The sequence below is a fragment of the Rhodococcus sp. 05-340-2 genome (genome assembly GCF_002258915.1).
In the GTDB taxonomy this organism is placed as follows: domain Bacteria; phylum Actinomycetota; class Actinomycetes; order Mycobacteriales; family Mycobacteriaceae; genus Rhodococcoides.
Window position 1 is genome coordinate 155,440 of record NZ_NOYU01000032.1, and the last position, 26,992, is coordinate 182,431.

Genomic DNA, 26,992 nt, shown 5'->3' on the forward strand with positions numbered 1-26,992 from the left:
ATCCTCGACCAGTTAGCTGGCGATTGGGGCGCTGGCAGTCGAAGCGCTCTCGTCGAGCAGGCGTTACGTCTGTACCTGCGAGTCAACTGAAGTTGCAAACTGGCGCGGCGGGCTTTCCGCTGTACTACGACGATTCCAACTGCTGCAAGCGGTTAGACGCTCAGCAAACAATCGTGAACAGTCCTACAGGGCATCGACGCCCGCAGTCGCCAACAGAAGGAGCCTTGAATGGACGCGCGCAAGCAGCTAAGCGTCGCGGTCGACCAGTCAGCAGAGCCAACAGTCCAACCGCGGGTGCTTTTTGCCGCGTTGATGACAGGTATCGCATTGACCGTGGGGATCGCCGCGTCCTCGTTCTGGCTGTCGTTTGCGGCGCTACGAGAGTTAGCGGTTATGGCCGGAACCGATCCACGGCTCGCTTGGGCTTTGCCCGCTGTCCTTGACGGCGCGATCGTCGCAACGACGGTAATTGCACTGGCCCTTTCTCACCACACCGACCCGAAAACGGTTCGCGGTCGCAGGTTCATACTTACCGTCCTAGCCGTCGCCGCCGGCGCGTCGATTTTCGGCAACGGCTACCACGCAACATTGACCCCAGATTCGGTCCCGGCCGTTGTGGCATCCGGAATCGCTACTGTCGCTCCAGTCTTTCTCCTCGCGATGACGGAGGTGCTTGCGGTCATTCTGCGTGCGCCAAGAGCGCATCGTCCATTCGCGGCCGACGGCGAGCAGCAGCTGGGTTCGGATTGGTCCAACGCCGTATCTTCGGCCTTTCCAGCGCGCGTGAGCGGGGGACTCGATCCCGATGTTTGGGCAACTGTACTCGTGTACCTCCAACACCCTGATTGGAGCTACAATGATGTTGCCGCCGAACTCGACGTCCAGACGGCCACTGTGAGCGTGCATCTCGCCGCTTGGTTTGACCTGCAGATGACAACAGCGAAGCAGTGCGGCTCGCAACAAACGATTGCCGCACTGAACGAAAAACCCGCAGTCGGGCATCCAGAGAGCCTGCCTGCGCTTGTCTAGCAGTGCCGTTCGCGCACACTTAGGGTCGAGCGTAGGAAGTGGTTGAAGCTCCCATCTCCGAACATGCGGCCAACAAGTCAAGACTCGTTCGATAGAGGCAAATCCGTTGAACGGCAATACATCTACGAGAGCGTACATCTCGACTGGCAGCATTGTGCGCGCTTGTATTTCTAAATACGCTGCGGAAGAATAGAATTTAACCTAGCGGTACGCGTCCAAATCGGGCGGAATGTTAGAACGCAAATTGCATTTTCCGCAGCGTTTACAGCAAAACGCCACCTCAGCACAGTTCTTCTCTGCAGACCTGTCCGTGACCTGCGCTAGGCTTGGAGCTATGGCCTTCCGACCAGGCCGAACGCCTGCGGTGAGCGCAACGGCAGCCTCTGCCGAGCTTGCGTCGACGGCAACGGAGCCCGAGATCCCACCGGCCGTGGCCACGCGGATCGCCAAATTAGTCGAATCGTCACGGTCCGAGGGCACCCGGCGCACCTACGCCGCCGGGTGGCGACGCTTCGCCGGCTGGTGCGAGCGCGAAGGGTACGCCGCGTTGCCGGCGCGCCCGGTCACGGTCGCCGCCTATCTCGTCGACGCGGCCGACACCCGCACCGAAGCGGGGGAGCGGGCCTACGCCGTCGCCACCTTCGGCACCTGGATCGCCGCGATCAACCACCAGCACCGCACAACAGGGCGCCTATCCCCATCCGCACACGAACTCGTGACCGCGACGATGTCGGGGATCCGTCGGGAGTACGCCTCAGCGGGCGACCGGCCCCGCACCCCCCCCCGGGACCCGCTTCTGGTCGACGACATCAAGATCCTTGTCGGTACTGCCAGACAAAGGTGCCGGGCGTGGGCCGACGAGGTGCTCGAGCGCCGCGACTCAGCCAGTCTGCTGCTCGGGTTCGCCGGCGCGCGTTCCGCCGCAGCGAGCTCTCCGAGCTGCTGTGGGGCGACCACCGTGCACCGGCACGACGGTCTACACGTGCGAATACGGAAGTCGAAGACCGATCAGGAGGGCAGGGGAGCGGTGAACCCCTGCCCTACACAGGGTCTTACGAAACCTGTCCACCCTGCGCCTGCGTTCGCTGGATGCAGGTCCTCGCCGCCTTCGACACCGGCGGCCGACCGTCCGTCATCCGCCTGCTGCGTAAGCTGAAACCGTTCGACGCTCATGTGTGTCGCGGGGGAGTGCCGCGCACCGCCCGAGCACCGCTGCTGCGGGCTGTCGCGAAGAACGGCAACCTCGGCCTCACGCCGCTGTCCGGGGCTGCCATCCACCAGACCATTCGCCGCCGCGCCGCACACGCCGGTTACGACCCCACGGCCATCGCCAAACTCGGTGGGCATTCACTTCGCGCCCGGTTCGTTACTCAAAGCACCCGCAACGGCGCGCCGACGGATCCGCCATCGCACGTCAAACTGGTCACGCCAGACTCGACTCCGTCGAGGTGTACCGCCGGGAGCATGCCCCTCTGGTCGGAAACGCCGTGACCGACATCGGCCTGTGAGGTAAGAGATGTCACGCCGCATCCTGGGTGCTATCGAGCGCGTTTGGCGGATGGTGCACGATAGTGCCGTGGGAACCGTTGCTTCCAGCTACAACACCTCAGTAGGAACCCTCGTGAGCATTGGCTACGAAGGTAAGACAGTCAGCGATCTAGTAAACCAGCTGCTTGGGCAGAACGTGACCGTTCTGGTCGACGTGCGCCTAACCCCTCTCAGTCGCAAGCCGGGGCTGTCGAAGACGAAATTGGGCGAAGCCCTTCGCGCTGCCGGTATCGACTATGTTCATCACAGAGCCCTAGGCAACCCCAAGGACAATCGAGCCGGATTCCGCGCTGGCGAAGCTAAGTCGCTGATTCGCTACCACCAGGTGCTCGATACGGCAGCAGCAACCGACGCACTTGCCCACGTGTGTGAGCTCATGGACGGTGGTGCAGTGGCGCTTCTGTGCTTCGAAGACAACCATTCCGAGTGCCATCGCAACATCGTGGTAGACCGACTTCTCAGGACGCGTCCGAACGCTGAAGTGGTGCACGTCTAGAACAACGTGTCCTCCACCTTTGGATACCACACCCCGAGGACCGAAAATGAGCGTCGGCGACGATTCTGATTACCAACGAAGAAGTGGACGTCGTTGCCTGAAGACAACAGGTCATCGCGCCACTTCTTCAGCATCGCCTCTTTGACCCCGTCAACGCCGTACTCGCGCAGCCAACGTCGCCCTGCCTGGCCTACCTCCCAGTCCAGAACTTTCTGGTCGTGCTTGTGACCTCTGCACTTCCGAGCCTCGCAGCGGTACTTGTACCGCACCGCAAACGGGGCAGTTTCCAGAGGCTGAACGGACGTTCCGAAAAGGTCTGGAGCCGAGGCCTTGTCGATTTTTGCCTGTTCGTTGACCGTCCAACGATCTCCCTCGACCACGCTGGTCTCAATGTCGCTCGGTTTGATCAAACCCAGCGACGGAGATGGTTTTCCCATGCCACCCAGAGGGTTTCGATCGAGCAGATCACACATCGTCGTGCTACCAATCAAACCGTCGAGATTTTGTCGCCGCCGATACCAGTTACTGCTCGTGTCCAGCTGCTCAACGTGTATTAGTTCGTCTTGACGAGGACGGAAAGACTCGGGACGATTGTCCCGGGCCTGATGGTAGGTACCGTTGACTCGAATGATCTCGTATTTCCTGAAGCGACTGTCGAAGTCTGCGTTCCGAAACTTTACCGGGTACAACCGAATCCACTCAGGACGCCCGCGGTCGAGTCGGACACCCGCCACACAGACCGTCTCCCCATATGTCTCGCTCGGGTTCGGATAAGTCTTGACGGTGACCATCAATTCGGCCGTTTCCTCTCCGGGCCGAGGCGCTTTGAGCATCACCAACTCCCTGATCTTGTCCATCGACGCAGCGTATCGGTTCGATCAGGCGGCTTCTCAGCGAAGTAAGCTGCGCGGCACCAATGCCCGCTCCGCTCTTAGTGGCGTACCCCGTCAGTGCCGGGGCAGCCAGCATCTTCAAGCCAACTGTGCCCATAGGAGCGGGCCGCAACCATGCACCCTCTTACGATCAAGTAGACACGGAAGCGAGCATGCCCGAGTGTCATTGTTTCGCTTGTTCTTGTACGGCATCGGAGATGGTGGTGGAGACGTCGACGACTGCCCGCCGCACAACGTTCTGCCGGACAAGCCAGGTGTGCATGACCAAAGATGGGTTCACCAGGCGTCTCCACGTCCATCCGGGGAGTAATCTGTCGGCGCTGACTTGGGCCATGATCGCCGCTGTGGCGCCGGTGGCACGCATACAGGCATGAGCGTTTTCGGTGTAGTTCGCGTAATGCCATCGTGGATTCGCACCGACTTGGTGAGCGGCGGCGACGAGTTGGTCGTGGCCGATGGGAACTTGTTCGCGCGAATGAACCAGTACATCGAGAGCATCGAGTTCCCGAAGTTCGAATGTGTCGTCGGTGCCCGTAGTCAGAGGGTCGCCGGCCATCACCACTCCGAAATCGTCTTCGAGGACGAGCTGCTGGTACAGATCCTGCGGCGGTGGTTCATGCAAGAACGCTATATCCAGGTGGCCGGAGCGGATCCTGTGAAGGTGAGTATTGCTGCTGGAGTCGGACAGCGATAGATACACCTCTGGATGCCGAAGATGAACGGCGTTGATCCAATTGTCCAGCCACGGCAACGCCAGCCCAGGTGCCAACCCGATCTCGACTGTCTCCCGCACGGGCCCGGCTTCGCGTGCCGCATCTCGTGCGGAGTCTGCGTATCTCAGCATTGTGACCACGTGCTGATACAGCGCTGTCCCGGATCGGGTAGGTAGCAATCCGGTGGGCACTCGTTCGAACAACGCCACACCACACTCACGCTCGAGCAGCTGAAGTTGCCGGGTCAGAGCAGGCTGCGAAACGACCAACGATTTGGCGGCGGCCGACAACGAACCGCGGTCGAACGCCTCCACAAAATAGCGAAGCTGACGTAGTTCCATGTTGCTGACTCTCCTCTTCCGAACCACTCTATAACTTTGCCTGATACCCCCAAGTGGACATCGGCATTGGATCGGCGCCGAAATCTGAGTTTTCATTGTGGCGGGCGCCACATCGAATCGTGAGTTCATGCGGAGCTCTCAATGAATCGAAAGGAACATCACAATGGCTGCAGTAACCCCCGTCGCATCCGACCCCAGGTATCGCTGGGTCGTGCTGACGCTGTGCTGGGCGGCTTTCACTATGACATCGGTGGACCGGGCGACATGGGGACCCGCAGCCGGCTCGGTCGGCGAAGATCTCGGAGTGGCGGTCGCCGGTCTCGGAATATTTGCCACCACCTACTACATCGGTTATGTCATCTCGACGGCTGTCGGAGGATTCATCGCCGACTGGTTCGGAAGCCGCCGAACGGTCGGACTGTCGATCTTGATGTCCGGTGGTTTCATGCTCGCGTTCGGCGAAGCCGAGAGTCAAGCCCTGGGGCTGCTGTTTCAGGCCCTGATCGGACTGTGTGCCGGCGCAGAAGTCGGCGCCGGCGTCAAACTGATCACCAGCTGGTTCGTACCCGAACGTCGCGGCTTCGCGATGGGTATCTTCATGACCGCTACCTCCCTCGGACTCGTCATCGCCAACGCCGTTGTTCCCTCGTTGATCGGGTCGCACAGCTGGCGCACCTCTTACCACCTATTCGGGTTCATCTCGATCGCTCTCGGCGTCGTCTGCCTGCTCGGTTTGCGTCAGGGTCCGCTGATCCTTCGCCGGGATGGCGAATCGAACAAACCGAACCTGCGCCCGCTCTTTCGCAACCGCAGCCTGCTGATGCTCGGTCTCGCCGGGTTCGGTGCCCTCTGGGGTACCTACGGATTCGTGACGTGGTCGAACTTGCTGATGGTCAAAGGCGCCGGAATCGATCCGGTCCGAGCCGGAACGGTCGTGGTGATCTTCGGAGCAGTCGCAGTGTTCTCCAAACCCGTCATCGGCTACATCGGTGACGCACTCGGGTTGAGCCGCAGAAATCTTGCCATCGCCATCCTCGTTGCTTTCGCCACATGCCTCATCGTCTTCAGCTTCGCCACGACCGCAACCCAATTCCTCTGGATCGCACCGTTCTTGGGGATCGCGGCCTACGTCTACAGTCCCGTGCTCATGGCGATGATTCCATCACTGTCCGGAGGACAACTTGCGGGATCCGCCACGGGCGGGGTCAACGCATTCTGGCAGCTCGGCAGCACCATCGTGCCCACTGTTGTCGGCTTGGTCTACGGAGCGACGAGCTCGTTCCAGACGGTCTTCGTCGTCCTCGCTGCCGGACCGCTGCTGGCCGTCCTTCCGCTGCTGTTCCTGCGAAGCAGCGACATCCACGAAGTCATCCCCGCAGCCACAACCTCCACCAAGCCCGTCTCCGCACACTGAGAAACCTGAACACGGAAAGTTGACATATATCTCATGATATCGACCAGCAACGACAATCATTACGACGTCATCGTCGCTGGCGGCGGCTCTGGCGGAGTAGCTGCAGCAATCGGCGCCCGAAGGGCAGGGGCTCGCACACTGCTCATCGAGCGCGGACCGTGCCTCGGTGGGGCAGCTACCCTGCGCAATGTCGTCACTTACGCGGGTCTCTACACGCGTGACGACCTCACGCAAATGGTCTTCGGGGTCGCCGACGAAGTCGTCGCCGCACTCGAAGCACGCGGCGCCGTCAGCGCACCGCGCAAGTACAACGCCGTCACCGTCGTCTTCGACCCGGAAAACGTCAAAGTGGTCCTGGACCAACTCTGCAGCGACGCAGGTGTGGACGTGCGCCTGCACAGCTTGCTCATCGGCGCCCACACCGATGGAGACCGCATCACCTCCATCGACGTCGCCGACCACGAAGGTCTTCACCAGTTCACCGCCGACGCCTTCGTCGACGCCACCGGTGACGCCGATCTGGCCCATCACGCTGCCGCCGACGTTCGCTACGGAACCGACGGCTGGGTCCAAAACGGCAGCCTCGGAGTCCGATTCGGCGGCATCGACGCGGACGCCGACGTCACCGTCGCCACCCTCGGTGCGGCCGTCCGCGATGCCAAAGCATCAGGAAAGACGAACTTGCTAGCCGAGTCCGGCCTGGTTGCCAGAATGCCGATCTCGGGGGACGTGATTGCCTACCTCGTCGACGAGGGTTACGACGCGCGGTCCGCCCGAGACACCAGCCGCGCCGAGAGTCACGCCCGTGTACAAGCCCAGGCCTACCTCGATGCGCTGCGTACGATCCCCGGCGCCGAGAACGCGTACATCGTCACCACCGGACCCGAACTCGGCACACGCGAATCCAGGCACATCATCGCCAGGGACAAACTCACTGAAAACGACATCCTCCACCCCACCACCACGGAGAACGCTGTTGCCATCGGCGCCTGGCCCATGGAATACCACCCAGGAGCCGGCAGACCCTCGACATGGACATTCATCGGAGAACCCGGATACTTCCCGATCACGCTCGGCTGCTTGCAAAGCACAAACCGCTCCAACCTCTACGCCGCCGGGCGCACCCTCGACGGAGACCGTCAAGCAGGGGCATCGGTCCGAGTGATGGGGACAGCATTCGCCACCGGCCAGGCATCAGGAGTCGCCGCCGCCCAACAAGCCCTGACAACGCAGTGCACTACCGAATCGGTGCGCGGCGAACTCCAACGCCAAGGCGCCCGGCTCCCGGAACACGTTCACGCCTGATCACTGCCCGTCTCGCCGCCCGTACAGCAAGTCCTATCGCAACAACGAAAACAGGAGTCGAATCCCATGGTCGCCAAGATCGCACTGGAGGAGCACTTCGGTGCCACCGATCCGAACATCGTCGAGCAATCGGCTACACACTTCACCGCCGATGCATGGCCGGCACACCGTGACATGCTGCTCGACATTCACGAGTCGCGACTACACCTGATGGACGAATGCGACATCGAAAAAGCTGTCCTCTCACTACTCTCACCAGGAATCCAATCCCTCCACGACACCGCACACGCTGTCGACTGGGCCTTACGTTTGAACGATTACGCAGCCAAGCAGGTCGCGCAGCGCCCCGACAGATTTGCGTCCTTCGCAGCGCTGCCCATGCAAGACCCCGACGCAGCAACTCGTGAAATCCGACGAGCAGTAACCGAATTGGGATTGGTTGGGGCGCTGGTCAACGGATTCTCTCAGATCGGGGACGAGAACACCGTCGTCTACCTCGACGACGAGCGGTACGCAGAATTCTGGGCCACCGTCGCAGAGCTCGACGTCCCCGTCTACCTACACCCACGCGACCCGCTCGAAGCAACGAGCCCTCAGTACAACGGGCATCCCTGGCTCTACGGCTCAGCGTGGGCGTTCTCTGTCGAAACCGGAACCCACGCACTACGCCTGATGGGCAGCGGGCTCTTCGACCGGCACCCGAACCTATCGATCATTCTCGGCCATCTCGGTGAGCTTCTGCCGTACAACATCTGGCGAACCGACCACCGAGTGGCGGTGGCACCGAGAGGTATAAAGATCGAACGATCCTTCGGACACTATCTACGCAACAACTTCTACCTCACAACCAGCGGAAACTTTCGGTCGCCGGCACTGCTCAACACCATCCAAGAAGTCGGAACCGACCGGCTGCTCTTCTCCGCCGACTATCCCTTCGAAGACATGCGCGAAGCCGCAACATGGTTCGACCGGCTCGAACTCAACGAAAACGACCACATCAAGATTGCCCGTACCAATGCACAGCGGCTGTTGAAAATCTAGCTAACTGGCACGACGTGGACGACGCACGGATCGCGCTCTGCAAAAGTCCGCCATAGCGCACATTGAGCCGTAGACGACCCGGTCCGTGCGTCGCCCCCCGCAGAGGGGTCGGACTGATCGTCGACAAACCTCGACTGGAACCCACACCATGTGCGACCGCTGCTCGTCGGCACCCGATCGTCGCACACCCCATGGCAACCAACGCCGCACCACAGCCGCCAGAGCATCGCGTATGGGTGGTGAGCAATAAGCCATTACGCCTTCCTGCAACCTCAGCTTTATGGAGTCCCACAATGACCACAGCAGAAGCCCGCAGCGACACCGTCGCGACTCCGACCGCGGCCGGGTCCGGTAGCGCTGCAACCGACAAGTTCAAGAACGAGCGTGTCTCCGCGGACACTCCGCCCGAGCGTGTCGCCGCCATCGCGAAAGATGCTCTAGCAGCGCTCAATCAAGTAATCATCGATCACGAGGTGACCTACCCGGAGTACCGAGTGCTCAAGCAGTGGCTCATCGACGTCGGCGAGGGCGGGGAGTGGCCGCTGTTCCTCGACGTGTTCATCGAGCACTCCGTCGAAGAGGTTCTTGCGAAGAGCCGCAAGGGCACCAAGGGCAGCATCGAAGGTCCGTACTACATCGCAGGTGCTCCCGAGCTCGGATCCGTTGCGACGCTGCCGATGCGTGACGAGGATCGTAAGGTCATCCCGCTCGTCTTCTCCGGCCAGGTCAAAGATCTGGACGGCAACGGCCTTGCCGGTGCACACGTGGAACGATTCAGCCTGCGCCGTACCAGATTCCGACGGACGGCCCGACCGGCGCATTCGTCGCGGCACAGGCGGCGCATCCGTGGCGTCCGGCGCACCTACACCTGATCGTCTCGGCCCCCGGTAAAGCGTCGGTGACCACTCAGCTGTACTTCCGCGGTGGCGAGTACGTGGACGACGATGTCGCGACGGCCACCAAGCCCGAGCTGATCCTCGACCCGGTTCCGGGAGGCGGCGGCAAGGACTACGTCAGCTACGACTTCGTCCTCGACCCGGCCTGACCGTCGCCGGCGCCGAAATCGAAGCTATCTCCACCTCTGGAAAGAAGGCCGATGTCCGATCTGACGATCGAATCCGTCACCACCACCATCCTCGACGTTCCTCTTGTCCGGCCACACAAGTTCGCCACAACGTCGATGACGGCGCAGCCGCTCCTGTTGGTGGCCGTCCGAACCAGAGGCGGGGCAGTGGGGTACGGCGAAGGTGTCGTGCCAGGAGGCCCATGGTGGGGCGGTGAGTCGGTCGAGACGATGCAGGCGATCGTCGAGAAGTACATCGTGCCTGTGCTTGTCGGTCGTCGTGTCGACGACATCACCGGAATCCAGCGGGACATCGAGCGGGTCGTTACCAACGCGCGTTTCGCCAAGGCGTCGGTCGACGTCGCCTTGCACGACGCGTGGGCGCGATCGCTCGATGTCCCGGTGCATACGCTCCTCGGCGGAGCGTTTCGCCGTAGTGTCGACGTGACATGGGCACTCGGTGCGGCATCGGCCGACGAGATCGTCGGAGAGGCGCAGGAGAAGCTCGACGCCAACCTCAATTTCAGCTTCAAACTGAAAATGGGGGCACTCGATCCGGCCGAGGACATAGCACGTGTTGTTCGCATTGCACAGGCGCTAGAGGGCAAGGCGGGGGTGCGCGTTGACATGAATGCTCGGTGGGATCGTCTCACCGCTCTGAAATACTTGCCGAGACTGGCCGCGGGTGGCGTCGAGATGATCGAACAGCCTACCCCCGCAGACCAATTCGAGGTCCTCGCCGAGCTCAACGCGCTTTTGCCGGTGCCGGTGATGGCGGACGAGAGTGTCCGGACTCCTCACGACGCGCTCGAGATCGTGCAGCGGCGCGCGGCCGACATCATCGCGATCAAGACGACCAAGAGCGGTGGGCTGAAGAAGAGTGCGGAGATCGCAGCAATAGCGAAGGCTGCCGGTGTTGCCTGCCACGGCGCCACGTCGATCGAGGGCCCTATCGGTACGGCGGCATCGATCCAGTTCGCATGCTCCGAGCCGGCCATCGACTTCGGCACCGAGTTGTTCGGGCCGTTGTTGTTCGATGAGGAACTTCTTCAGGTTCCGCTTCGATACGAGAACGGACAAGTTCACCTCTGCCGGAAGGTCCAGGTCTCGGAGTGGAACTCAACCTGGATGCCGTCAAGACGTGGACTCGAAACTAAGGAACAAGGGGATTGACCCATGGCATTCTTTCACGTCCGGATGGACGTAGCTATCCCGCACGACCTGGACCCGGCGGTAAGGGCCGACACGGTCGCACGGGAGAAGGAATACTCTCAGCAGCTACAGCGTGACGGCAAATGGCCCGAGATTTGGCGAATCGTAGGGCAGTTCAGTAACTTCAGCATCTTCGACGTCCGTGACGCCGACGAGCTACACGAGATTCTGTGGAACCTGCCGCTTTTTCCGTACATGACCATCGAGGTCCTGCCCCTCACACGCCACGCATCCGACGTCAAGTAGCCGATCCGTTCGGGCGAGAACCCGACTTGCCGCTCCACTTATCGGAGAGCTGAAAACTAGCCGATGCGTTCAGATACGGCAGCTGGGCGTCGTCCAACGCCGACGCACACGGTTGGAGTCCGAACCACGAGAGTGAAGAGGTCACTGTCACCGATGGTGTCCCGAGCCTCAACGATGTGCGCAACGTCCCGCAAAGTCAGTCGCCTGAATCGCGGTGGTGGGAATGGCCCGATGACGATGGCGACAACATACCTGATCACTGGGAGCGAAATGGTGTCTGGGTCGGCGACGACTACCTCGACCTGCCAGCGGCCGGCGCCGTGAATCTCGTCCTGACCTCTTCGTCTACGTCGACTACGAACAGGGACAGCACTTTCGAACGAAGTCCTCGAGAACGTACGAACCTCGTTCGACGAGTCTCCACTCGACATTGCGATGCACTTCCTACCCGGTCGTCCCATCTCGTCTGACGTCGCGGCTCGTGTGGGGTGGAGATCCCTCGGTAATACCTTCGAGGCTCTAGTCACCCCTTGCGGCGTTTGGCCAGGCTGTCAATTTCTGAAGTGGGGTCTTCTGAAACTGACGCAAGTGATGGTGACTTACTCCAGGCTCCAGACAGACCCTTGGAAGCGTCCACCGGAATATTGCATTTCCCCCTAGCCTCCCACTGGAACTATTACGCTCGGGTCGACGAGAATGCGCGCCAGATGTGCGTGACGAGCAGCAACACCCGACGGGATATCGCATTCAAGATCGGGTTTCTCTGCTTGATCGGCATCGCCCGTGATCGGGTCTACCTCGACAAGTCAATCGGCGAGAGAAGGAACGTTTCTGACTTGTACGCGATCACCGATAGTTGCGAAAGTGACGAATTGCGAGCAATCGAACTCTTCCAATGTCCCGGATCGGGTGACGAACTCCCGCAACCCCCGCACGGGCCGCCGCTTGTGGGTACAAGATGGTGATACTACGGTGCCGGAGGCGTTTGGCGAGGGGGGCGGATGTGTGATGGGTAGACGATCTTTGCTTCGTCTGGTGTTGACGGCCTGTCTTGTGATTTCAAACCTGATCGGCGCGGTCATCGCGTTCGTGCTCTTGCGGTGGGTTGTGCCTGGTGCAGATCTACGAGGTAGAGAGTTCTTCTGGATAACGATTCTGGTCATGCCCATCTATATGCTAATGGCATTATCGGTAGGTATCCCTGTGGGCATCGCAACTGCCTTGCGCAGAGTGGATTGGACCTTCAAAGATGACTTCGAGCCGACATTAATTCAGCGTGAACGGGCGTTGTCGGTTCCCTCGGTACTCACGCGCATCCAGATGGCGTACTGGTTAGGTGCATGCACTCTGCTTACCGTCCTGTGCGGAGCTATCGATGTGCGAGCAATCTTGCAGGTTGGAATCACTCTTCTTTTTGCGGGGACTGTAGTCTGTGCCGTCAACTATTACACCAGTGTCTTCCTGCTACGGGCTACGGCAGTCAGAGCCTTGGCGGGGGCACCCCCCAGCGCGGGCTTTGTATCGCAGAAGTTGATGCACCACACGGTTTTTTCTTGGGTTCTGGGTACCGGACTTCCGGTTGTCGGTCTGATGCTCATAGCGCTGTTCGTCTATGTTCGGGACATCGCGTGGCGCGGCGTGGAAGCCGTGCCCGACGGCGGCCAGACGGTGCTGGCTATTTCGATACTGAGTCTGGGTTCAGTCGTGTTGGTTTTCGGTCTTCTGCTCGCCGTGCTCGGTCAATTAGCGGTTCGATCGTCGATCCGCAGAGTACGAAGCGCGATGAGATTTGTCGAAGATAGTCACACTCGCCAACTTACGCGGGTGGAGATATCCGAGCGGAACGAAATTGGGGATCTGCAGGTCGGCTTCAACACGATGGCGGAAAGCCTAGAGGAACGTGCACGGATTTATGATCTCTTTGGCAAACATGTTGGATCAGAGGTCGTCAAAGAGGCAGTGAAAAGCGGATACAGTCTCACAAGGCAATCCTGTTTTGTATCAGTTCTTTTCGTCGACATAGTCGGGTCCACGTCGCTCACATTGGAGCGCTCACCCACTGAGGTTGTCGAGATACTCAATGATTTCTTCGGAGTGGTTGCCGAAGCCGTATCCCTACATAACGGATTCATCAACAAGTTTGAGGGAGATGCGGCGAGAGTGGTTTTCGGAGTCTCCGGGAGTTCGTCATCGAACCACGCAGCACAGGCCCTGCGCTGTGCCCTAGCGCTGAGGGCTCGGCTGCGGGTCGAACTCCCGGCCTGTCGAGTGTCGATCGGAGTCGCTACAGGGGATGCGATAGCAGCGAACATCGGGACAGCCCAACGGCACGAGTACACAATCTTCGGTCAGCCGGTGGCAGCAGCGATCGAGTTGTCCACGATAGCCAAGTCGTTCCCGGGGGGAATACTCGCTTCCTCTGGCACTATCGATGCTGCCGAGAACGAGACAGCCGCGCAATGGCACGTCCTAGATCTGCCCGAACAACCACACGGGGTGTCGCTAGGTCCGACAGTAGCCGTACCCCTCGCCGGGTCGGCCGGATGAACACACCTGCAAAATACGCAGCACGCCGAGCCGTCATACCGCACCACCTCTGGCTCGCGTAGGACCTTACGCGCTTTGCCCTCGGTGTCGGTAAGCGCAAACAAGCGTCCTTCCGGCTTGTCGAGTCAAAGCAACCGGTAGGAGGAGTAAACGACAAACACCCATGACCATTCTTGGGTCTGTCAGGACTCCTGGGAAGAACCGCAGATCGGCAGAACGCCATCTCGACCAGTGGTGATGGGGGATGTTGGAAAGTCGTTGTGTTGCTGGGCTTTGGCGGTGTCGAGGTCGGCGAACCGGATCGGCCGAGTGCGAGGAGCCTGGGCCGGGTGTAGGGGCCTCCACCAGGTTGTCGTGCTCTTCCGGACGACATTGATGAGCGCAAATTCACCTACCAATGCGACCACGAGCGGTCCGACGATGATCTGTTGGTTTTTGGCTAGCTTGCGCGTTCGGTGGGCGCGGTGCCAGCGCCTATGTATTATGATTCGTACCATCGAACCCTTCCGGGGACGTATTTCGACTTCGAGAGGAATTCCACGTGGCGGGACACCTGGATCTGGAAGCAACGACGATCTCGTCGGTACCACTTGTACTCAATCGGTGACGCTTGCCGTATACGTAGCGACCTTCTTCCCGGCCTTGGTCGCGGCTTCCGCCGCGGTCAGAACGGCGGTCGCATGCGCTGACAGAACGAGCAGCCTGCAGCTTGGCAACGGGGACTGCACCGCGTGCGGCCAGGGTGAATACGAGCCAAATCAAGGGTTGGTATCTGTCGCACCGACCTCAAGCTGGACACTCGGTGACGATGAGCAATACTGTCCGGACTGTTCGGCAACCAGATTCCATACATGGGGCTACTCGTAACGGTCACCCGTACCGTCCCACCGGTGAATCATCGCCCGGCCGCAGGACTCACACCTGCACTTGCCTGATGGCCCGCTGTGCTGAACTCGGTTAGTGGTAGGGGCCGTTGTCGTTAACGAACACCATTCCGGGCCGGGTGGCGGCTCCGCTTTGGCTTTCCACCCGCCGTAGTGGGGTGAGTCGTCTGCTCAGGCACGACTCTGATTGGCCCCGGGACGGAACGCGGCTACGTGCAGATGGTGGAAGGTTGAGCTGCGGTTCCAGCCGAAGAATCTCACGACTACTTGGCATCGCCGACGGTGGCGACGTGGTCTGGGCCGTGGATGGCCAGGCTGGACCAAGATGCTCCATCAAACGCCTATGGTGCGAGTTGAAGCGCTCGATCGGTAGTTTCCGTTGAGCCGGTCGCCGTTTCGGCGTCCCACCGGGTGACGCGGAGTTCTTCGGCGGAAGAGATGGCGGCACCCAAGCCGAGTTCCAACGCATCGTCCACGCAGACGGGACCCTGGTGGCAGTGCCTGGCGTCGACGAATCCTCCAGGCTGCTTCCGGGCCTGCCCAGCCTCTCCGATGTGTACTTGACCGGCTATCACGCGGCCCGCATGGGCCAGGCCTCTGCCGGCTAGACGGTGACCGACTTCGGCGAGGTTGCAGTCGGGTTGCCCACCGTCCTCGCCTCCAAGCAGATGGGAGTAGTGCCGTGCGAGTGATCCGTGCACTACTCTCTAGTAGTTGACGTTATCGTCATGCATGGCGCTAGCGTCAGTCAGCCTCTTGCGCGAGACCAAGGCGCTCGGCCCTTATCGAGGAGGAAGCATGACCAGGAGAAACGGTGACGTCGTCCTTCCCGGCATCGATGTTGACGTGGTCATCATCGGACTCGGTCCCACTGGTGCCACGGCCGCCAACTTGCTGGGTCAACTAGGTATCCGGACTGTTGTCGTGGAGCGCGATATCTCTGTCTATCCGCGCCAGCGCGCCATCGCCTCAGACGAAGATGCGCACCGGGTCTGGCAGGGGCTCGGGCTGTTCGACGAGATGCTGGCCACGATGTCGTCTGATGTGCGGGTGCACTTCAAGAATGGCAATCGGACGTTTCTGTCGATGACATCGTCGCAAAGCCACGGGCAGGGCGTGCCTGGGATGTGCTACTACCATCAGCCCGAGCTCGAACGTGTTCTCCGCCAGGGTATCGATCGATTCCCGACCGTGACTGTTATGCCCGGCTACGAGGCGGTCGACCTGACGCAGGACGAAGAGTGCGCGATCATCACGCTCCGTCGAGCAGACGGTGGGCAGGACCGGACGATCACCGAGCGCTACGTGATCGCGTGCGACGGCGGTTCCAGCTCGATCCGCAAACTCCTTGAAATTGCATTGCCCGGCAAACACATCGAAGAGCCATGGTTCGACATTCAACTACGCGCCTGGTACAACCTGCCTATAGACGCTCCACTGGACTTCACCTTCATTGCCGACCCGAGCCGTCCCGGGGTCGACTGCCCATGCCCGATTGGTTACCACCGCGTCGAATTCAGAGTCAACAAGGGCGAGACCATCGAGCAACTACAGACCGAGACGGGCCTGCGCGGCCTACTGGCCGAACGTGGAATTGACTTCGACCAAGTCGAGATCTACCGAAGCTGGGGATACACCTTCCATATCCGTCAGGCTGAACGGTGGAGCAAAGGCCGAGTATTTTTGGCAGGTGACGCCGCACGCATCATGCCGCCGTTCGCCGGCCAGGGAGTGTCGTCCGGGGTCCGCGACGTTGCGAACCTGTGCTGGAAGATCGGCGCGGTCCTTAATGCCTTCGCCGATCCCGATCTGCTAGCAACGTACGAGAGGGAACGACGTCCGAACGTGACAAAGTTGACCCAATTTTCATTACGCATCGGCGGGCTGGTGATGCTGAACAACGGTGCCGCGGTTCGTCTGCGCGACAGCGTGATTCGCAATGCAATGAGGCTTCCGGTACTGAGTTCGTTGATTACTAGCAATGGACTCAAGCCCCGCTACGAACTCGGAACCGACGGCGGCTTGTTCGGCGTCAATTCGAGGTGGCGCAGCCCCCGAGGTTCTTTCATCGAGCAACCCTGGGTTACTGGCTCGGATCTGACGCCGGTCCGGTTCGACGCATTGCTCGACAACAAATGGACCTGGATGGGGTTCCCGTCGGCACCGATCCCGCCACAACTCGCTGCGGCCGGAGTCAATGAAGTGAAACTTGAATACTCTTCGGCAATTGCTGCACACAGGACCACGTCCGGTCACTATGTCGACAGTGAGGGAGTGCTCGAGCGCCAGATGCGTCGGTCGCGGGTCCGGGGTGTGCTTGTTCGGCCCGACAGGTTTATCTACTGCAGTAACCGCGAAATATCAGCCTCGGACTACGAGCGAATCATTTCGGTCACAAGCGGAATCAGGCCGGTGCCGTAATGGCGGCCCAAGTTCGTCATAGGGCTCCCGGATCCCTGTGCCCGGAGGGCACCTGGACACCGACAAGAGATATCAAGGGCAACTCCACTGCCGGCAGCCTAGAATTGCGTCCCACAGGTTTTCAAGACAGCATAATTCAACCGCGTCACGACCAGACAGGGAGAGCCCACACCGTGCCCAAGGGATACGTCGTCTTCACCGAAAAGGTCAGCGACTCGGACGGGCTCGCCGCATACAGTGCGGCAGCAGTTCCGTCCGTGATCGCTGCCGGGGGAAAGCGATCATCGCAGGACCACCACACCTCGTAGCCGAGGGAGACTGGCATGGCGACGTTACCGTCATACTCGAATTCGAAAGCGTCGCCGCAGCGAACGCCTGATACACCGGTCGAGACTACCAAGCCGTTATTGACCAGCGGCATAAGGCTGCGAGCAGCAACGTTGCCGTCTTCGAAGGCTTCACACCGCCGAGTGTCGAACAGTGAATCGCGCTACCCGAGCCGATAGATGCAATCTGCGCTGTCGGACTTCGCAGGCGAAGTGGCTCATGAAGTAAGAGGACATCTAACACAACTGAAAAAGACAGTTCACGAGCCTCGGGAATTAACTCTTCGATCTTTAACATCGACGCCGCGGTCCACCCCGCAATCCTTCTGTCGGGACCTTCACCGAACAGGGCTACCAACACTTCCCTCGGGGTAGCTTCTCTTCGGGAGGTCGTCCTCCTCCACCAGTACTTGAGCAACAGCAATCATGAATTGCAGATCTCGTCAACGGCTACCGATGGTCAGCATGTCGGGCGTACCACCTCGACCACGCCAATCCGATACGGCCACACTGTCAGCAGCCCGGAATGGGCCCCGCCGAACTCCACCACGCCCGCAAAACCAAACGATAGCGGACACCCGTCGCCGGGGCGAGTCATGGGCGGCGCGACAAGAGATCTCCCGGCTTCGCTAGACCGAGTGCCTGGGACTGGGACCTACGCCTACGTCAACTAGTCACCCGGCCGCGGAACCATCATCGGCGGATTGGACGAGACATTTGCGCGCCGTCGATCAGCAACGGTTCGGAGTTCATTTCTCATGTGTGCGGCAGTTCTTACGCGGCAGCGTCGATATTTTAACCTATTCCAGGGGTCAGCTTAAGATCAATCAAACGCTGCGGGCTGCGACACGAGCCCTTGAAGCGTGTTGTTGACCAACGACACACCGGGACCGGTCAAGGTGACACGCCGAACGCGCGGGACCATTGCAGTCAGCAGGGCGCGCATTTCGAGACGGGCGAGGTGCATTCCGGCACATGCGTGTGCGCCGACGCCCCAACCTATTTGTTCGTTGGGAGAGCGACTGAGGTCGACGGTGTCGGGGTTCTCGAATTGTCGCTCGTCCCGATTCGCGGATCCGTAGAGCAACACGACTCGCGAGCCGCCCGGAACGAGCTGAGTGCCTACCTCCACGTCGGCTTTGGTGACACGGGTGAAAGCTCTGATCGGAGACGACAGACGCACCGCTTCGGCGACCATCGGCCCGATCAATTCATTGTCTTCTCTGATTCGGTCCCACAGCTCGGGACGCTCGCCGAGGAGTCGGAGCATTTCTGCCGATGCCAGGATGGTCGTGTCCAGACTGGGTGCCATGAAGTCGATGACCTGACCGCGCACGTCGACATGGGTCAGTTTCCCGGCATCGGCTGCCTCGAACATCTTCGCCGCCCAGCTGTGTGGAGCGACGTCGCTCGGTCGGAGCTTGCTACCGAATCGCTTCAGACGCAGTGCATTCGGCAACCCCTTAGCGCTGCGTATGTTGATCGGACCGGCCGCATCGAAGGTGCTTGCTCCCCACCTGAGCAGTCTGCTCGGCTTGACTGTGACGCCCAGAAGATCGGCTACGATCTCCACCGGTAGTACCGATGCGAAGTCGCTCACCGCGTCGAAGTCTTTCCGAGAGACGAGGTCGTCGACCAAGACTTCTGCGCGAGCAATTAGCTCGTTCTCCAACGGAGCGACCTTGCGGGCACCCAGGTATTCGAGCATCGCTCGTCGTCGTCGGGTGTGCGTTTCACCATCGCTGCAGATGACGGTGTCGTAGCTCTGTGAGTTGACGAGCCGGTTCGCTGCGATTCCCTTGCCACTGGCGAACACGGCATCGTTCCGCAGTGCCGCACGGACATCGGCATATCGGCCGATAGCCCACATGCGGTGACGCGAAAGCCAGACGGCTGAACCTGTATCGCGGATGGACCGGTAGGTCCCGAGCGGAGATTCGAGAGCTTTTCTGCCGTACAGGTCGAGATCGAGCGAAGGGCGCATGTGTTCCATGCTTCGGGACGGCGGCGGGTCAATCAATGTACTCGCGTGTCGCGTTTTCTACAGCGGTTGGTCTCGAGTTCCATTCGGCGACGCATTGGTCAGTAGGGCGGGAAAATCCACGATCAAGGAAAGAGCAGCTTCGAGCTGCATTCGACGCTCTGCCACACTTCGGCCTCGAAGTCGCTCCGCCCTCGACACACGGTGGGCCACGGTTCCGCGCGCAATGTGCATGTGATGTGCTGTCTTTTGCAGACTCCGATCGAACTCCAGGTACTGCTTGAGGGTCGATCGCAGGGTCTGCGTCATCTCATCCGTGGCGGCCAGCTCACCCAGCTCACGGTTAACGAATTCCCAAGCGGCCGCCGGATCGGCAGAGACCATCGTGACGAGATCGACGTCTCGAAATCGAGTCAATGCTCGCGGTCCTCGACTCGATGCAGTCGCGACCCTGGAGGCTTCGACCGCCTGACGATGCGTCTGACGAAAACCGTCGACCCCCGATTTTCCTTCGCCCAACGCCAAGTACACACCCGTGGTCCGGTGGCTCGGCGGGAGCTCTGGTTGGACTGTCATGTTCTGTGTTGCGCCCCACGCCCATACCCGTCGCTGCCCGACCGGAAGCGTCAGTACCGGACCGAACCCGGCAGTAATCAATGCCGTGCGTACCAGGTCGACCATTCGATTAGGTGTCATGTCCACCGAATCGCCCCACCATGCGACGACGCCCACATGATGCGATGCCAAGTCGTATCCTAAGGCTCGTTCGGCCTGATCCATCGAGACGGGGCCGCCTCTCAGAATGTCGTTCACGAACCGACTTCGAAGCGCCGTCGAGCTCGCCTCCCAGGCTGCCCGAACTTCCTCGAATCGGCGCGCCAGGCGCGCATCGAGCTGTTCGGCAACCGCGGACAGCAGAGTCAACAATCGGCCGGCCTCGGCGAACCGTTCCTCGACCGGTAAGTTGCTTTCGACAGCCGCGAGCAACGCCTGCACAGCGACGGCGTGTCCGATATGAATACTCCGGAGCATGTGATCTACGCCGAGCCCTCGGCTCACCAATTCCGACGGTGCTGACAGCAGTGCCGGCAATTCCTCCAACGGCGACACAGGCATGCCAGAAGCGAGCGAAATCCCCAGCATCGTCGCAGCTTCGCAGCCTCGACGGAGTTCGTGGTAGACGCCGTTGGCCCCGAGCTCGGGAAATGTGTCGACAATACGAGAAGCCATCGACTTGCTCAGTTCGACCGCCCAGCCGGTTGGCCCGGTCCCGATGCTTGCGGACAGCCGACCAACCCAGGCCTGCGGAAGCGCAGAATCCGCTATAGCCGAGGGAACGTCCGGGCCTAGGTGCAGGATCCACGAACCATCTTCCGCCACCGCTCACCCCCAAGTGGATCGATCTACTGCAACCGAGGAATTCTCTCATTCGGTCGGCGTCGAACACACTTCGGACTGGAAGTTGGCCGGCGCGCCTCGAACACTTCGACGGCACCGCCACCCATCTGCTCTACCCAAAGACAGATCAAGAGCAGTAGACCTGAAAGCGTTGCGAGAGAACAATTCTGTCGTATCCACTGCCGCACTCGGCAAGCATGTGAAATCAGACCTTCGACGTACCGCCACTACCTGCCGAAATCGCAGCGAACACAGCGCGACTCCTCGCACTCGTAGAACTGAACATCGCCCGGCCCCAACCGGAACCGAACGCCACGGCCAACGATCGCAGCCTCCACGCGCGACACTCCTGAAACCATCAACCCGCCGAGATGGACGCGCCCGTGTCCTTGACAGTCCTCATCGAATTCTGGCTGAACTCCGAGGCCCGCACGGCTGCCCGATATCCACCGGTGACGCTATCGAATCGGTGGCGTCACCACACTCGCTCTACGTAGGCTCTGGCTCGTCGGTGTCGGGATCGGCGGCGTCGATCCACGGCCAGCCCCCGAATCGATCACGGGTGTCCCGCGCAATGCGCGGGGGAGTACCGCCGGTCGCGCCTGTGAAGTCGATACTTTTTGTGAACGTGAAATCAACTTTCGAGAGATCGACCGGGCCGTCGAAACGTGCGCGGGCGAAGGTGACGTGGTCGGTGCCGAAGTTGACCTCGTCGAACAGCGTTGCGCTCGATTCCGAGAAGCGGGCGCTGACGAACGAGACCGATCCGGTGAACATGGCCCCTCGGAAGGTAGCGGAGTCCTTGAACTTTGTTCGCTCGAACCCGCAGGGGACGAACATGCGCACGTCTTCGAAAATAGCGGCCCTCAGATGTGCAGTCGAGAAGTCGGCACCTCCCTTCCTCTGCCCACGCGCGCGAAACCGGGCATTTGTGAAGCGCACCCGTCGAAGCTCGGCTGCGCTGAAAGTCGTTTGGCCGAGCAACTGGGCGTTCGTGAGATCGAGGTCGTCGAATGTGCAGCTCGAGAAGTCGGCATCGACCAATTCGGCACCGGTGAGGTCGAATCGGCGGTCGGACCACGGTCCGTCGACGAAGTCTGGGTACGAGCCGGGAGCAGGCGGTGTCGCTCGGGGTCTCGTTCGTTCGGCGATGATCCGAACGGCAGTGCGCCGCACTTCGTATTCGGCCTTCGAGCCGGCTTGTTCGTCTTCGACGGAAATCAACTCGCGGGCGTCGTCGAGGACTTCGCTCATAGGAATGGTGGGTGTGCGTAGGTATGCGCAGATGACGTCGATGCACGTCTGCTGCTCGCCGGGTTCGCCGCTCGCGCGCCAGTCGTCTGCGAGAGCTGCGATGGCGTAGAGACCGGCAAGCCGTACAGCGAAGGAGTGGGACCCGAGCTGCTCTGTTGCAGCGGTATAGCGCTCTCGTAATGCGCGTACGGAGTCTTGACTGAACTGCTGCTGGCCCAGTGCGAGAGCTCTCAGTGCCGTCTGTTGTGCATTCTCGGTGGTGCGTTGTCGGCGGTAGGCGATGAAGGAAGCACCGCCGAGGCCGACGATGCCGACGAGCGTGAGCGTCGTTCGCGCGGCGTCGAAGAGTTGTTGGCCGGCCACGCCGGTGAGGAAGAAATTGCCGAACGGACCCTGCTGCTGCCAGGCGAACAAGTAGAAGAAGGTCGCGCCAACAAGGGTGGACGCGCCGATTCCCAACAGGATCAACGACAGCAACGGTTCCGATGGCTCGGGTTGTTCGGGGTGCTTACGTAGAGCCATCAGTTGTCTCCTACTACCCGTTCCCAGGGTGTGATCGAAGCTGTGCCTGCGACGAACGCCGTGTGTTTTGGCGCTTGCTACCGCAGGGTTGGGTCCCCCCAGACGACGTTCCCGGCGTCGCTGCACAGGCCCATGTCGCCATCGACGAAGACGTAGCCGATCTTGAGCTGGAGCACGTTGTCGACCGGGACGCTGACGGGCACGGATTGCCCGACGGACAGGTTGCCGGAGGTGTACACCGGTACGTCGTCGGCAAGTATCTCGAATTGCGCGACCGTCTGGCTCTCGGTGTCGTCGCGGAGTCCGACTGTGGTCTCGAACGTCGTCCAGTCGCGGCCGATGTTGTAGGTGTAGCGGCCGGAAGTTCGGCAGCCGCCGATGTTCGCGTACAGAGAGTGCGGATAGACGTCGCCGTTGACTTCGGCGGATCCGGTGCGGAGTCCTCCGCCGTCGATCGCCTTGAGCTCATCGAGATAGATCTGCGCTGGTGGGCGAGGTGTGGTCGTCGTTGTCGAGGTTCTCGGCACAGACGATCGGGGTGTGCTGGTCGGGGGTGGTGTGACAGGTGAAGTCACCGGTTCCGATATTGGTGGGCTTGGTTCCGGCGATGCGGCGTTGTCCTTGTCCCGGTTCACGTAGATGAGCGCGCCCGCCCCGATGATAGCGGCCACGACAGGAATGATGATGGACGCGGCAATCCATTGATTTTTGGTCGGCTTGTGTTCTGTCCCCCCGGAATTCATGGCTCATGTTAACCGCCCCGAACGCGGATGCGCGCTCTGTTGAATCGGTTTCGTGTGTGGTTGCCCCCCAACTCTGAATCTGACACGGTCCTCAAGTGGATGTCCGAGAGTTCCCAGGCCGCTCCGCTCGATCTCAGGCACCCGCCGTCCGCGCACCTGTGGCGCTCGGAATCGGAACTCGTGGCGCTTGTCCTGAGCGTCTTTTGTGGTGACCCACTGCGCAGGTTCCCTCCGCCATCAGCGTGCTGGGCGGCGGAGCAAACACCGCGCGGGGCGGAGTCGGAGACGCTGGGGCGGCGAGGCTCAAGGCCTGGCCTTCCAGCGTTGGGTCCGCTCCCTAAAGCCATCAATAGGGTGGCGGAATACTTGCGCGCAGACATGCTCACGACCTTCTCTGCGACATCCATCCGTGGTGAGCACCGACGACGGGGTGGGAACATCAGACTCAAACGTGCACTCTATCTTTCGGCGTTCGCCTCGCTGCGCGATCAAGCCTCCCGTGAGTACGACGACCGAAAACGGGCAGAGGGCGAAGATCACCGGTCGGCACTGATCTGTCTGGCCAGGCGTCGAACCAACGTGCTCTACGCAATGCCCCACCGAGGTACGCCCTACCGTTCGGGAAACCCCACCGCGATCGCGGCGTGAACGTCAGGAAGCGACCTACGTATCCGTGCCGTCGACGAGCCGGTACCAGGCCAGTTCGTGTCCTGGCTCGTCGGCGAAGTATGCGTACGTTCCCGAGGCAAGGTCCTTGAGCCTCTTGCGGGCAGCTGGATCCGTTCGGGAGGTGAATGCGGTCAGGAAGTGACAGTGCGCAGGGTTGATGCCTTGACTGGTCGCCCACGTCAGCAGCGACTGCTTACGCGCCTCGTTGATTTCACCGTCCGTGTTGACGGCTTCGACAAACCAGAACTGGACATCGTCGCCGCCCACGTCGGCAATCAACGCATCCGGTAGGAGCGCCTGTGTATTGATCGTGATCTGAAGGTAGGTGAGCAGCTTGGCATCGGCGGTGAACACCTTGTCACCCGGCTCGCTGATCGTGACCACGTACGGTGTCGTCAGTCGCACGGCCGCCCACTCCTCGACCACGCTCTTGAGGATCAAGGACGCTTTGCCGGACTCCAATGGGCGAACGCCACCCCCGTTCGGGAGTGTGACAGAGACTGCGTGCTCAGTCTGGCGTCCCTGCGCTGCGAACTGGACCTTCAGTTTGGCGGCCGGAGAAAGGTGACGCTCCCTCCACTGCACAACTTGCAAGACGAGTTGATCCCCAGATAGACCAGGGTCGAACAGGTCGGCGAAATGCGGTTCGAGCGCCCAGCGGCCGTTGCCCGAATTCTTCGGCACACCTGCTTTTTCTCGAATCGCGCTGTTCTCGCGCCACTTTCGGAAGGTTTCGTCACGCAATGTTTCTCGTGAGTTGTCGGCGTATCCAGGGGCTGTGGGCACTCCCCACTCGTCGAGAACCTTCACGAGATCCTTGTTTGTCTTCGCGGCTGCCTCGCGCCACTGCATGCGATCGTCTTCGGCGTCGCGACTACGCATCTCTTCGGACATCCACATGACCATCGAGGGTCGGGCCCAAAAGGTCGTGGAATCGTTGCCGGTCGCGATCGAGTCCACGTAGATCATCGCGGACACCGCGGCTCCTGCCAGCGGGCTGGACATCACGGTATCGAATGCTTCCCGGGGGAAGATCAGCAGCAAACGTTCGGTAGCGCCTGACGCGGTGATGATCGGTCTCACAGCGTGGCTTCCGCACATCCGTAGACACCCTTGACGGCGGACTCGAGAGCTTCGCCGGACAAGGTCTCCCATTGCTCGAGAACTTCTACGGCAGGCAACGCCACCGATTCGAGTTCGTAGGCAGACAACGCAACTGATCCCGAGATACACCGAACCAGTTTGTCCATGGTGTCGGTTGCCAGTAGTCGCGTGAGCAGCGCCGACGAGAGTAGTGGCTCCGGTGTAGCGGGTCGGAGGACGTTGACGTGGTTCTCCACGACCACCGAGCCGCCGAAGCTGTCGAGATGCTCCTGGGTCAGTTCGGCAGCGACCAGTCGTCGGACCTGCTCGGGTGCAGTGGTTCGTTGCACCAGGATGCGAGGGTCAGAGGTGAGCATCGTCTTCGAGTCTGCGGGCGATTTGACTGCTAGATAACGCATGTGGGCGCGAGCAGCATCGCGGTGAAGCACGCCTCCATCGATATCTGCTGCCCACAACACCACATGACGATCGTTCGCCGGACGAGCGTGAAGATCGTCCTTCCTGCGATTCCACACCAGAGGGCCTGTGCTCACCTTCCATCCAGCGGCTGCGACCGACAGCGGCAGTGCGGCTGCGGCGGCGGCGATGGGCGCGAGGTCCGAACGTCGAGGAAGTACCCAGGGCCGACCGCTGGTGGGCGTCGCGACTGTCGCGACGTAGGTGGTCTGTGACCCAATTGTCTGAATAGTCGTACGACGAATCTTGCGCGACGTGAACGTTGCCAGGCAGGTTTCCTGAAGGACGGAGGTGAACACGCCCGATCTGTCGGCTACGAACGCAATCTCCTGCAGACGTGTTCGCTGCGCCAACAGTCGCCGGAGCGGCTCGAAGTATCGGCCGGCTGTGAACGATGTCGGCACCAGTGCCGCGACGACACCTTTGTCGTCTATCGACTGCACCGCTGCGGCCATGAAGATGCCGTACAGGTTGGCGTGGCCGTAGAGCGAATCAGCAAAGCGCACTCGATCGTCCGCGCTCAGTCGGACTCGGCCGTAGGGAGGGTTCATCACGATAATTCGAGCTTTGTCGGTGCGCTCCCTCAGACCGTCGTCCGTCTTTGCGAGAAGCGGGAACGGCCGTCGGTGCTCCTCAGGAATTCGTGCCTGTAGCGGAAGCATCTCCGCTGCCATCACCACGTTGGCCACCCACACCGCGGCAGGGTCAGTGTCGACCCCCTCGATGACGCTGGACAAGCCACTCAAGACCGCCTGGCCGTCGGTGCCGCCGTCAATGCTCGCTGAAAGATGCTCACGAAGCGCTGGCAGCAACAGCGCTCCAGCACCGCACGCGGGGTCGAGCACCAGCCCGGGGAGAGGCTGCAGCGGTGCCTTGAAGCCGACCGCCGAACGCGCCATCGACCACAACTGGTCGGCCAGTTCATGCGGGGTGTAATGCCGACCATGACGCGCCCGGGTCTCCGGTGCGAGCGAGTCAACGTACGCAGCACCGACAGCCTCGGGGGTGAGCGGACCCCACTCCAGCTCCAGCGGCGGGGCGTCGGACAGGATCAAAGGCGGTTCTGTGCCCAGTGCCCAGTGAACATCAAGCCAGTCACCGCTCAGACCCGCCATCGTCGCTCTGGCCGACCACCATGCCGGAATGGCCGCCAGCACTGCAGCAGCTGTTGGAGTCAGCTCAGCGGCGGGGTCGGACGAGCCGACCAAAGACCGCGAACCTCGCGCGCCGAGAGTTCGTGCGGACACCGCAGATGAGATGGCGGTCGACGGTTCCATGCCAAGGAGGTTAACTGCTCCTCGCACAGGAATCCCACAACCGCCGCCGACGGTCTCACGTCAAATTCGTGGCAAGACCGGCGCCCGGGTTGCGAAGAGATTAGAAGCC

18 protein-coding genes and 3 pseudogenes are annotated in these 26,992 nt (G+C 61.0%); 13 read left to right on the plus strand and 8 right to left on the minus strand.

The window, feature by feature from the left end:
- Positions 1–228 precede the first annotated feature (228 nt).
- The 3 genes and pseudogenes from CH271_RS20410 (at position 229) to CH271_RS20420 (ending at position 3,073) form a co-directional block, all read left to right on the plus strand.
- Entirely contained in the window at positions 229–1,029 is an 801-nt protein-coding gene (locus CH271_RS20410) for a DUF2637 domain-containing protein (protein WP_052049211.1), read from the plus strand.
- 334 nt (positions 1,030–1,363) lie between these two features.
- A pseudogene (locus CH271_RS20415) lies at positions 1,364–2,537 on the plus strand (integrase).
- Between the two features lie 113 nt (positions 2,538–2,650).
- Entirely contained in the window at positions 2,651–3,073 is a 423-nt protein-coding gene (locus tag CH271_RS20420; RefSeq protein ID WP_254925545.1) for a DUF488 domain-containing protein, read from the plus strand.
- Here CH271_RS20420 and CH271_RS20425 read toward each other — a convergent pair.
- On the minus strand, positions 3,070–3,930 hold the full coding sequence (locus CH271_RS20425) for a hypothetical protein (protein ID WP_230596599.1): 861 nt from the start codon (positions 3,928–3,930) through the stop codon (positions 3,070–3,072). The genes CH271_RS20420 and CH271_RS20425 overlap by 4 nt on opposite strands.
- 199 nt (positions 3,931–4,129) lie before the next feature.
- Complete coding sequence (locus CH271_RS20430) at positions 4,130–5,020, minus strand: LysR family transcriptional regulator (RefSeq protein ID WP_032393651.1); 891 nt, start codon at positions 5,018–5,020, stop codon at positions 4,130–4,132.
- A 163-nt stretch (positions 5,021–5,183) separates the two neighbouring features.
- On the opposite strand from CH271_RS20430, the gene CH271_RS20435 reads away from it, so the two are divergent.
- The 10 genes and pseudogenes from CH271_RS20435 to CH271_RS29625 all read left to right on the plus strand — a co-directional run bounded on the left by CH271_RS20435 (position 5,184) and on the right by CH271_RS29625 (position 17,532).
- Positions 5,184–6,434 carry an MFS transporter gene (locus tag CH271_RS20435; RefSeq protein WP_052049213.1) on the plus strand — a complete coding sequence of 417 codons (1,251 nt, stop codon included), beginning with the start codon at positions 5,184–5,186 and terminating at the stop codon, positions 6,432–6,434.
- A 33-nt stretch (positions 6,435–6,467) separates the two neighbouring features.
- Positions 6,468–7,739: an FAD-dependent oxidoreductase gene (locus tag CH271_RS20440; RefSeq protein ID WP_032393652.1), complete on the plus strand. Its 1,272-nt coding sequence runs from the start codon at positions 6,468–6,470 to the stop codon at positions 7,737–7,739.
- A gap of 66 nt (positions 7,740–7,805) precedes the next feature.
- Positions 7,806–8,780: an amidohydrolase family protein gene (locus CH271_RS20445; RefSeq protein ID WP_032393653.1), complete on the plus strand. Its 975-nt coding sequence runs from the start codon at positions 7,806–7,808 to the stop codon at positions 8,778–8,780.
- Positions 8,781–9,073: 293 nt separating this feature from the next.
- Positions 9,074–9,825, plus strand: a pseudogene (locus tag CH271_RS20450) (dioxygenase family protein).
- 51 nt (positions 9,826–9,876) lie between these two features.
- Positions 9,877–11,000 (plus strand): annotated as a pseudogene (locus CH271_RS20455) (muconate/chloromuconate family cycloisomerase).
- Positions 11,001–11,019: 19 nt separating this feature from the next.
- A complete protein-coding gene (catC, locus tag CH271_RS20460) occupies positions 11,020–11,301 on the plus strand; it encodes a muconolactone Delta-isomerase (protein WP_032393654.1) in 282 nt (93 codons plus the stop codon).
- A gap of 1,053 nt (positions 11,302–12,354) precedes the next feature.
- Positions 12,355–13,848 (plus strand): adenylate/guanylate cyclase domain-containing protein, encoded by a 1,494-nt coding sequence (locus CH271_RS20465; RefSeq protein ID WP_176457424.1) that lies wholly within the window; start codon positions 12,355–12,357, stop codon positions 13,846–13,848.
- A 1,682-nt stretch (positions 13,849–15,530) separates the two neighbouring features.
- The gene (locus CH271_RS20470) at positions 15,531–17,153 is read left to right on the plus strand and encodes an FAD-dependent monooxygenase (RefSeq protein WP_052049215.1); all 1,623 of its coding nucleotides are present in this window, start codon (positions 15,531–15,533) and stop codon (positions 17,151–17,153) included.
- Between the two features lie 173 nt (positions 17,154–17,326).
- Positions 17,327–17,461: a hypothetical protein gene (locus CH271_RS29365; protein WP_254925546.1), complete on the plus strand. Its 135-nt coding sequence runs from the start codon at positions 17,327–17,329 to the stop codon at positions 17,459–17,461.
- Positions 17,437–17,532 (plus strand): DUF1330 domain-containing protein, encoded by a 96-nt coding sequence (locus CH271_RS29625; protein WP_369679413.1) that lies wholly within the window; start codon positions 17,437–17,439, stop codon positions 17,530–17,532. Before CH271_RS29365 ends, CH271_RS29625 begins: the two co-directional genes overlap by 25 nt.
- 770 nt (positions 17,533–18,302) lie before the next feature.
- On the opposite strand, the gene CH271_RS20480 is transcribed toward CH271_RS29625, so the two are convergent.
- The 6 genes from CH271_RS20480 to CH271_RS20510 form a co-directional block, all read right to left on the minus strand.
- A complete protein-coding gene (locus CH271_RS20480) occupies positions 18,303–19,463 on the minus strand; it encodes a cytochrome P450 (RefSeq protein ID WP_052049227.1) in 1,161 nt (386 codons plus the stop codon).
- A gap of 57 nt (positions 19,464–19,520) precedes the next feature.
- A complete protein-coding gene (locus CH271_RS20485) occupies positions 19,521–20,690 on the minus strand; it encodes a PucR family transcriptional regulator (protein WP_052049216.1) in 1,170 nt (389 codons plus the stop codon).
- Between the two features lie 657 nt (positions 20,691–21,347).
- The gene (locus tag CH271_RS20490; RefSeq protein ID WP_032393657.1) at positions 21,348–22,634 is read right to left on the minus strand and encodes a pentapeptide repeat-containing protein; all 1,287 of its coding nucleotides are present in this window, start codon (positions 22,632–22,634) and stop codon (positions 21,348–21,350) included.
- Between the two features lie 77 nt (positions 22,635–22,711).
- Entirely contained in the window at positions 22,712–23,209 is a 498-nt protein-coding gene (locus tag CH271_RS20495) for an NPCBM/NEW2 domain-containing protein (RefSeq protein ID WP_179274791.1), read from the minus strand.
- A gap of 831 nt (positions 23,210–24,040) precedes the next feature.
- A complete protein-coding gene (locus tag CH271_RS20505) occupies positions 24,041–25,129 on the minus strand; it encodes a BsuBI/PstI family type II restriction endonuclease (RefSeq protein ID WP_032393660.1) in 1,089 nt (362 codons plus the stop codon).
- On the minus strand, positions 25,126–26,883 hold the full coding sequence (locus CH271_RS20510) for an Eco57I restriction-modification methylase domain-containing protein (protein ID WP_032393661.1): 1,758 nt from the start codon (positions 26,881–26,883) through the stop codon (positions 25,126–25,128). Before CH271_RS20510 ends, CH271_RS20505 begins: the two co-directional genes overlap by 4 nt.
- Between the last annotated feature and the right edge of the window lie 109 nt (positions 26,884–26,992).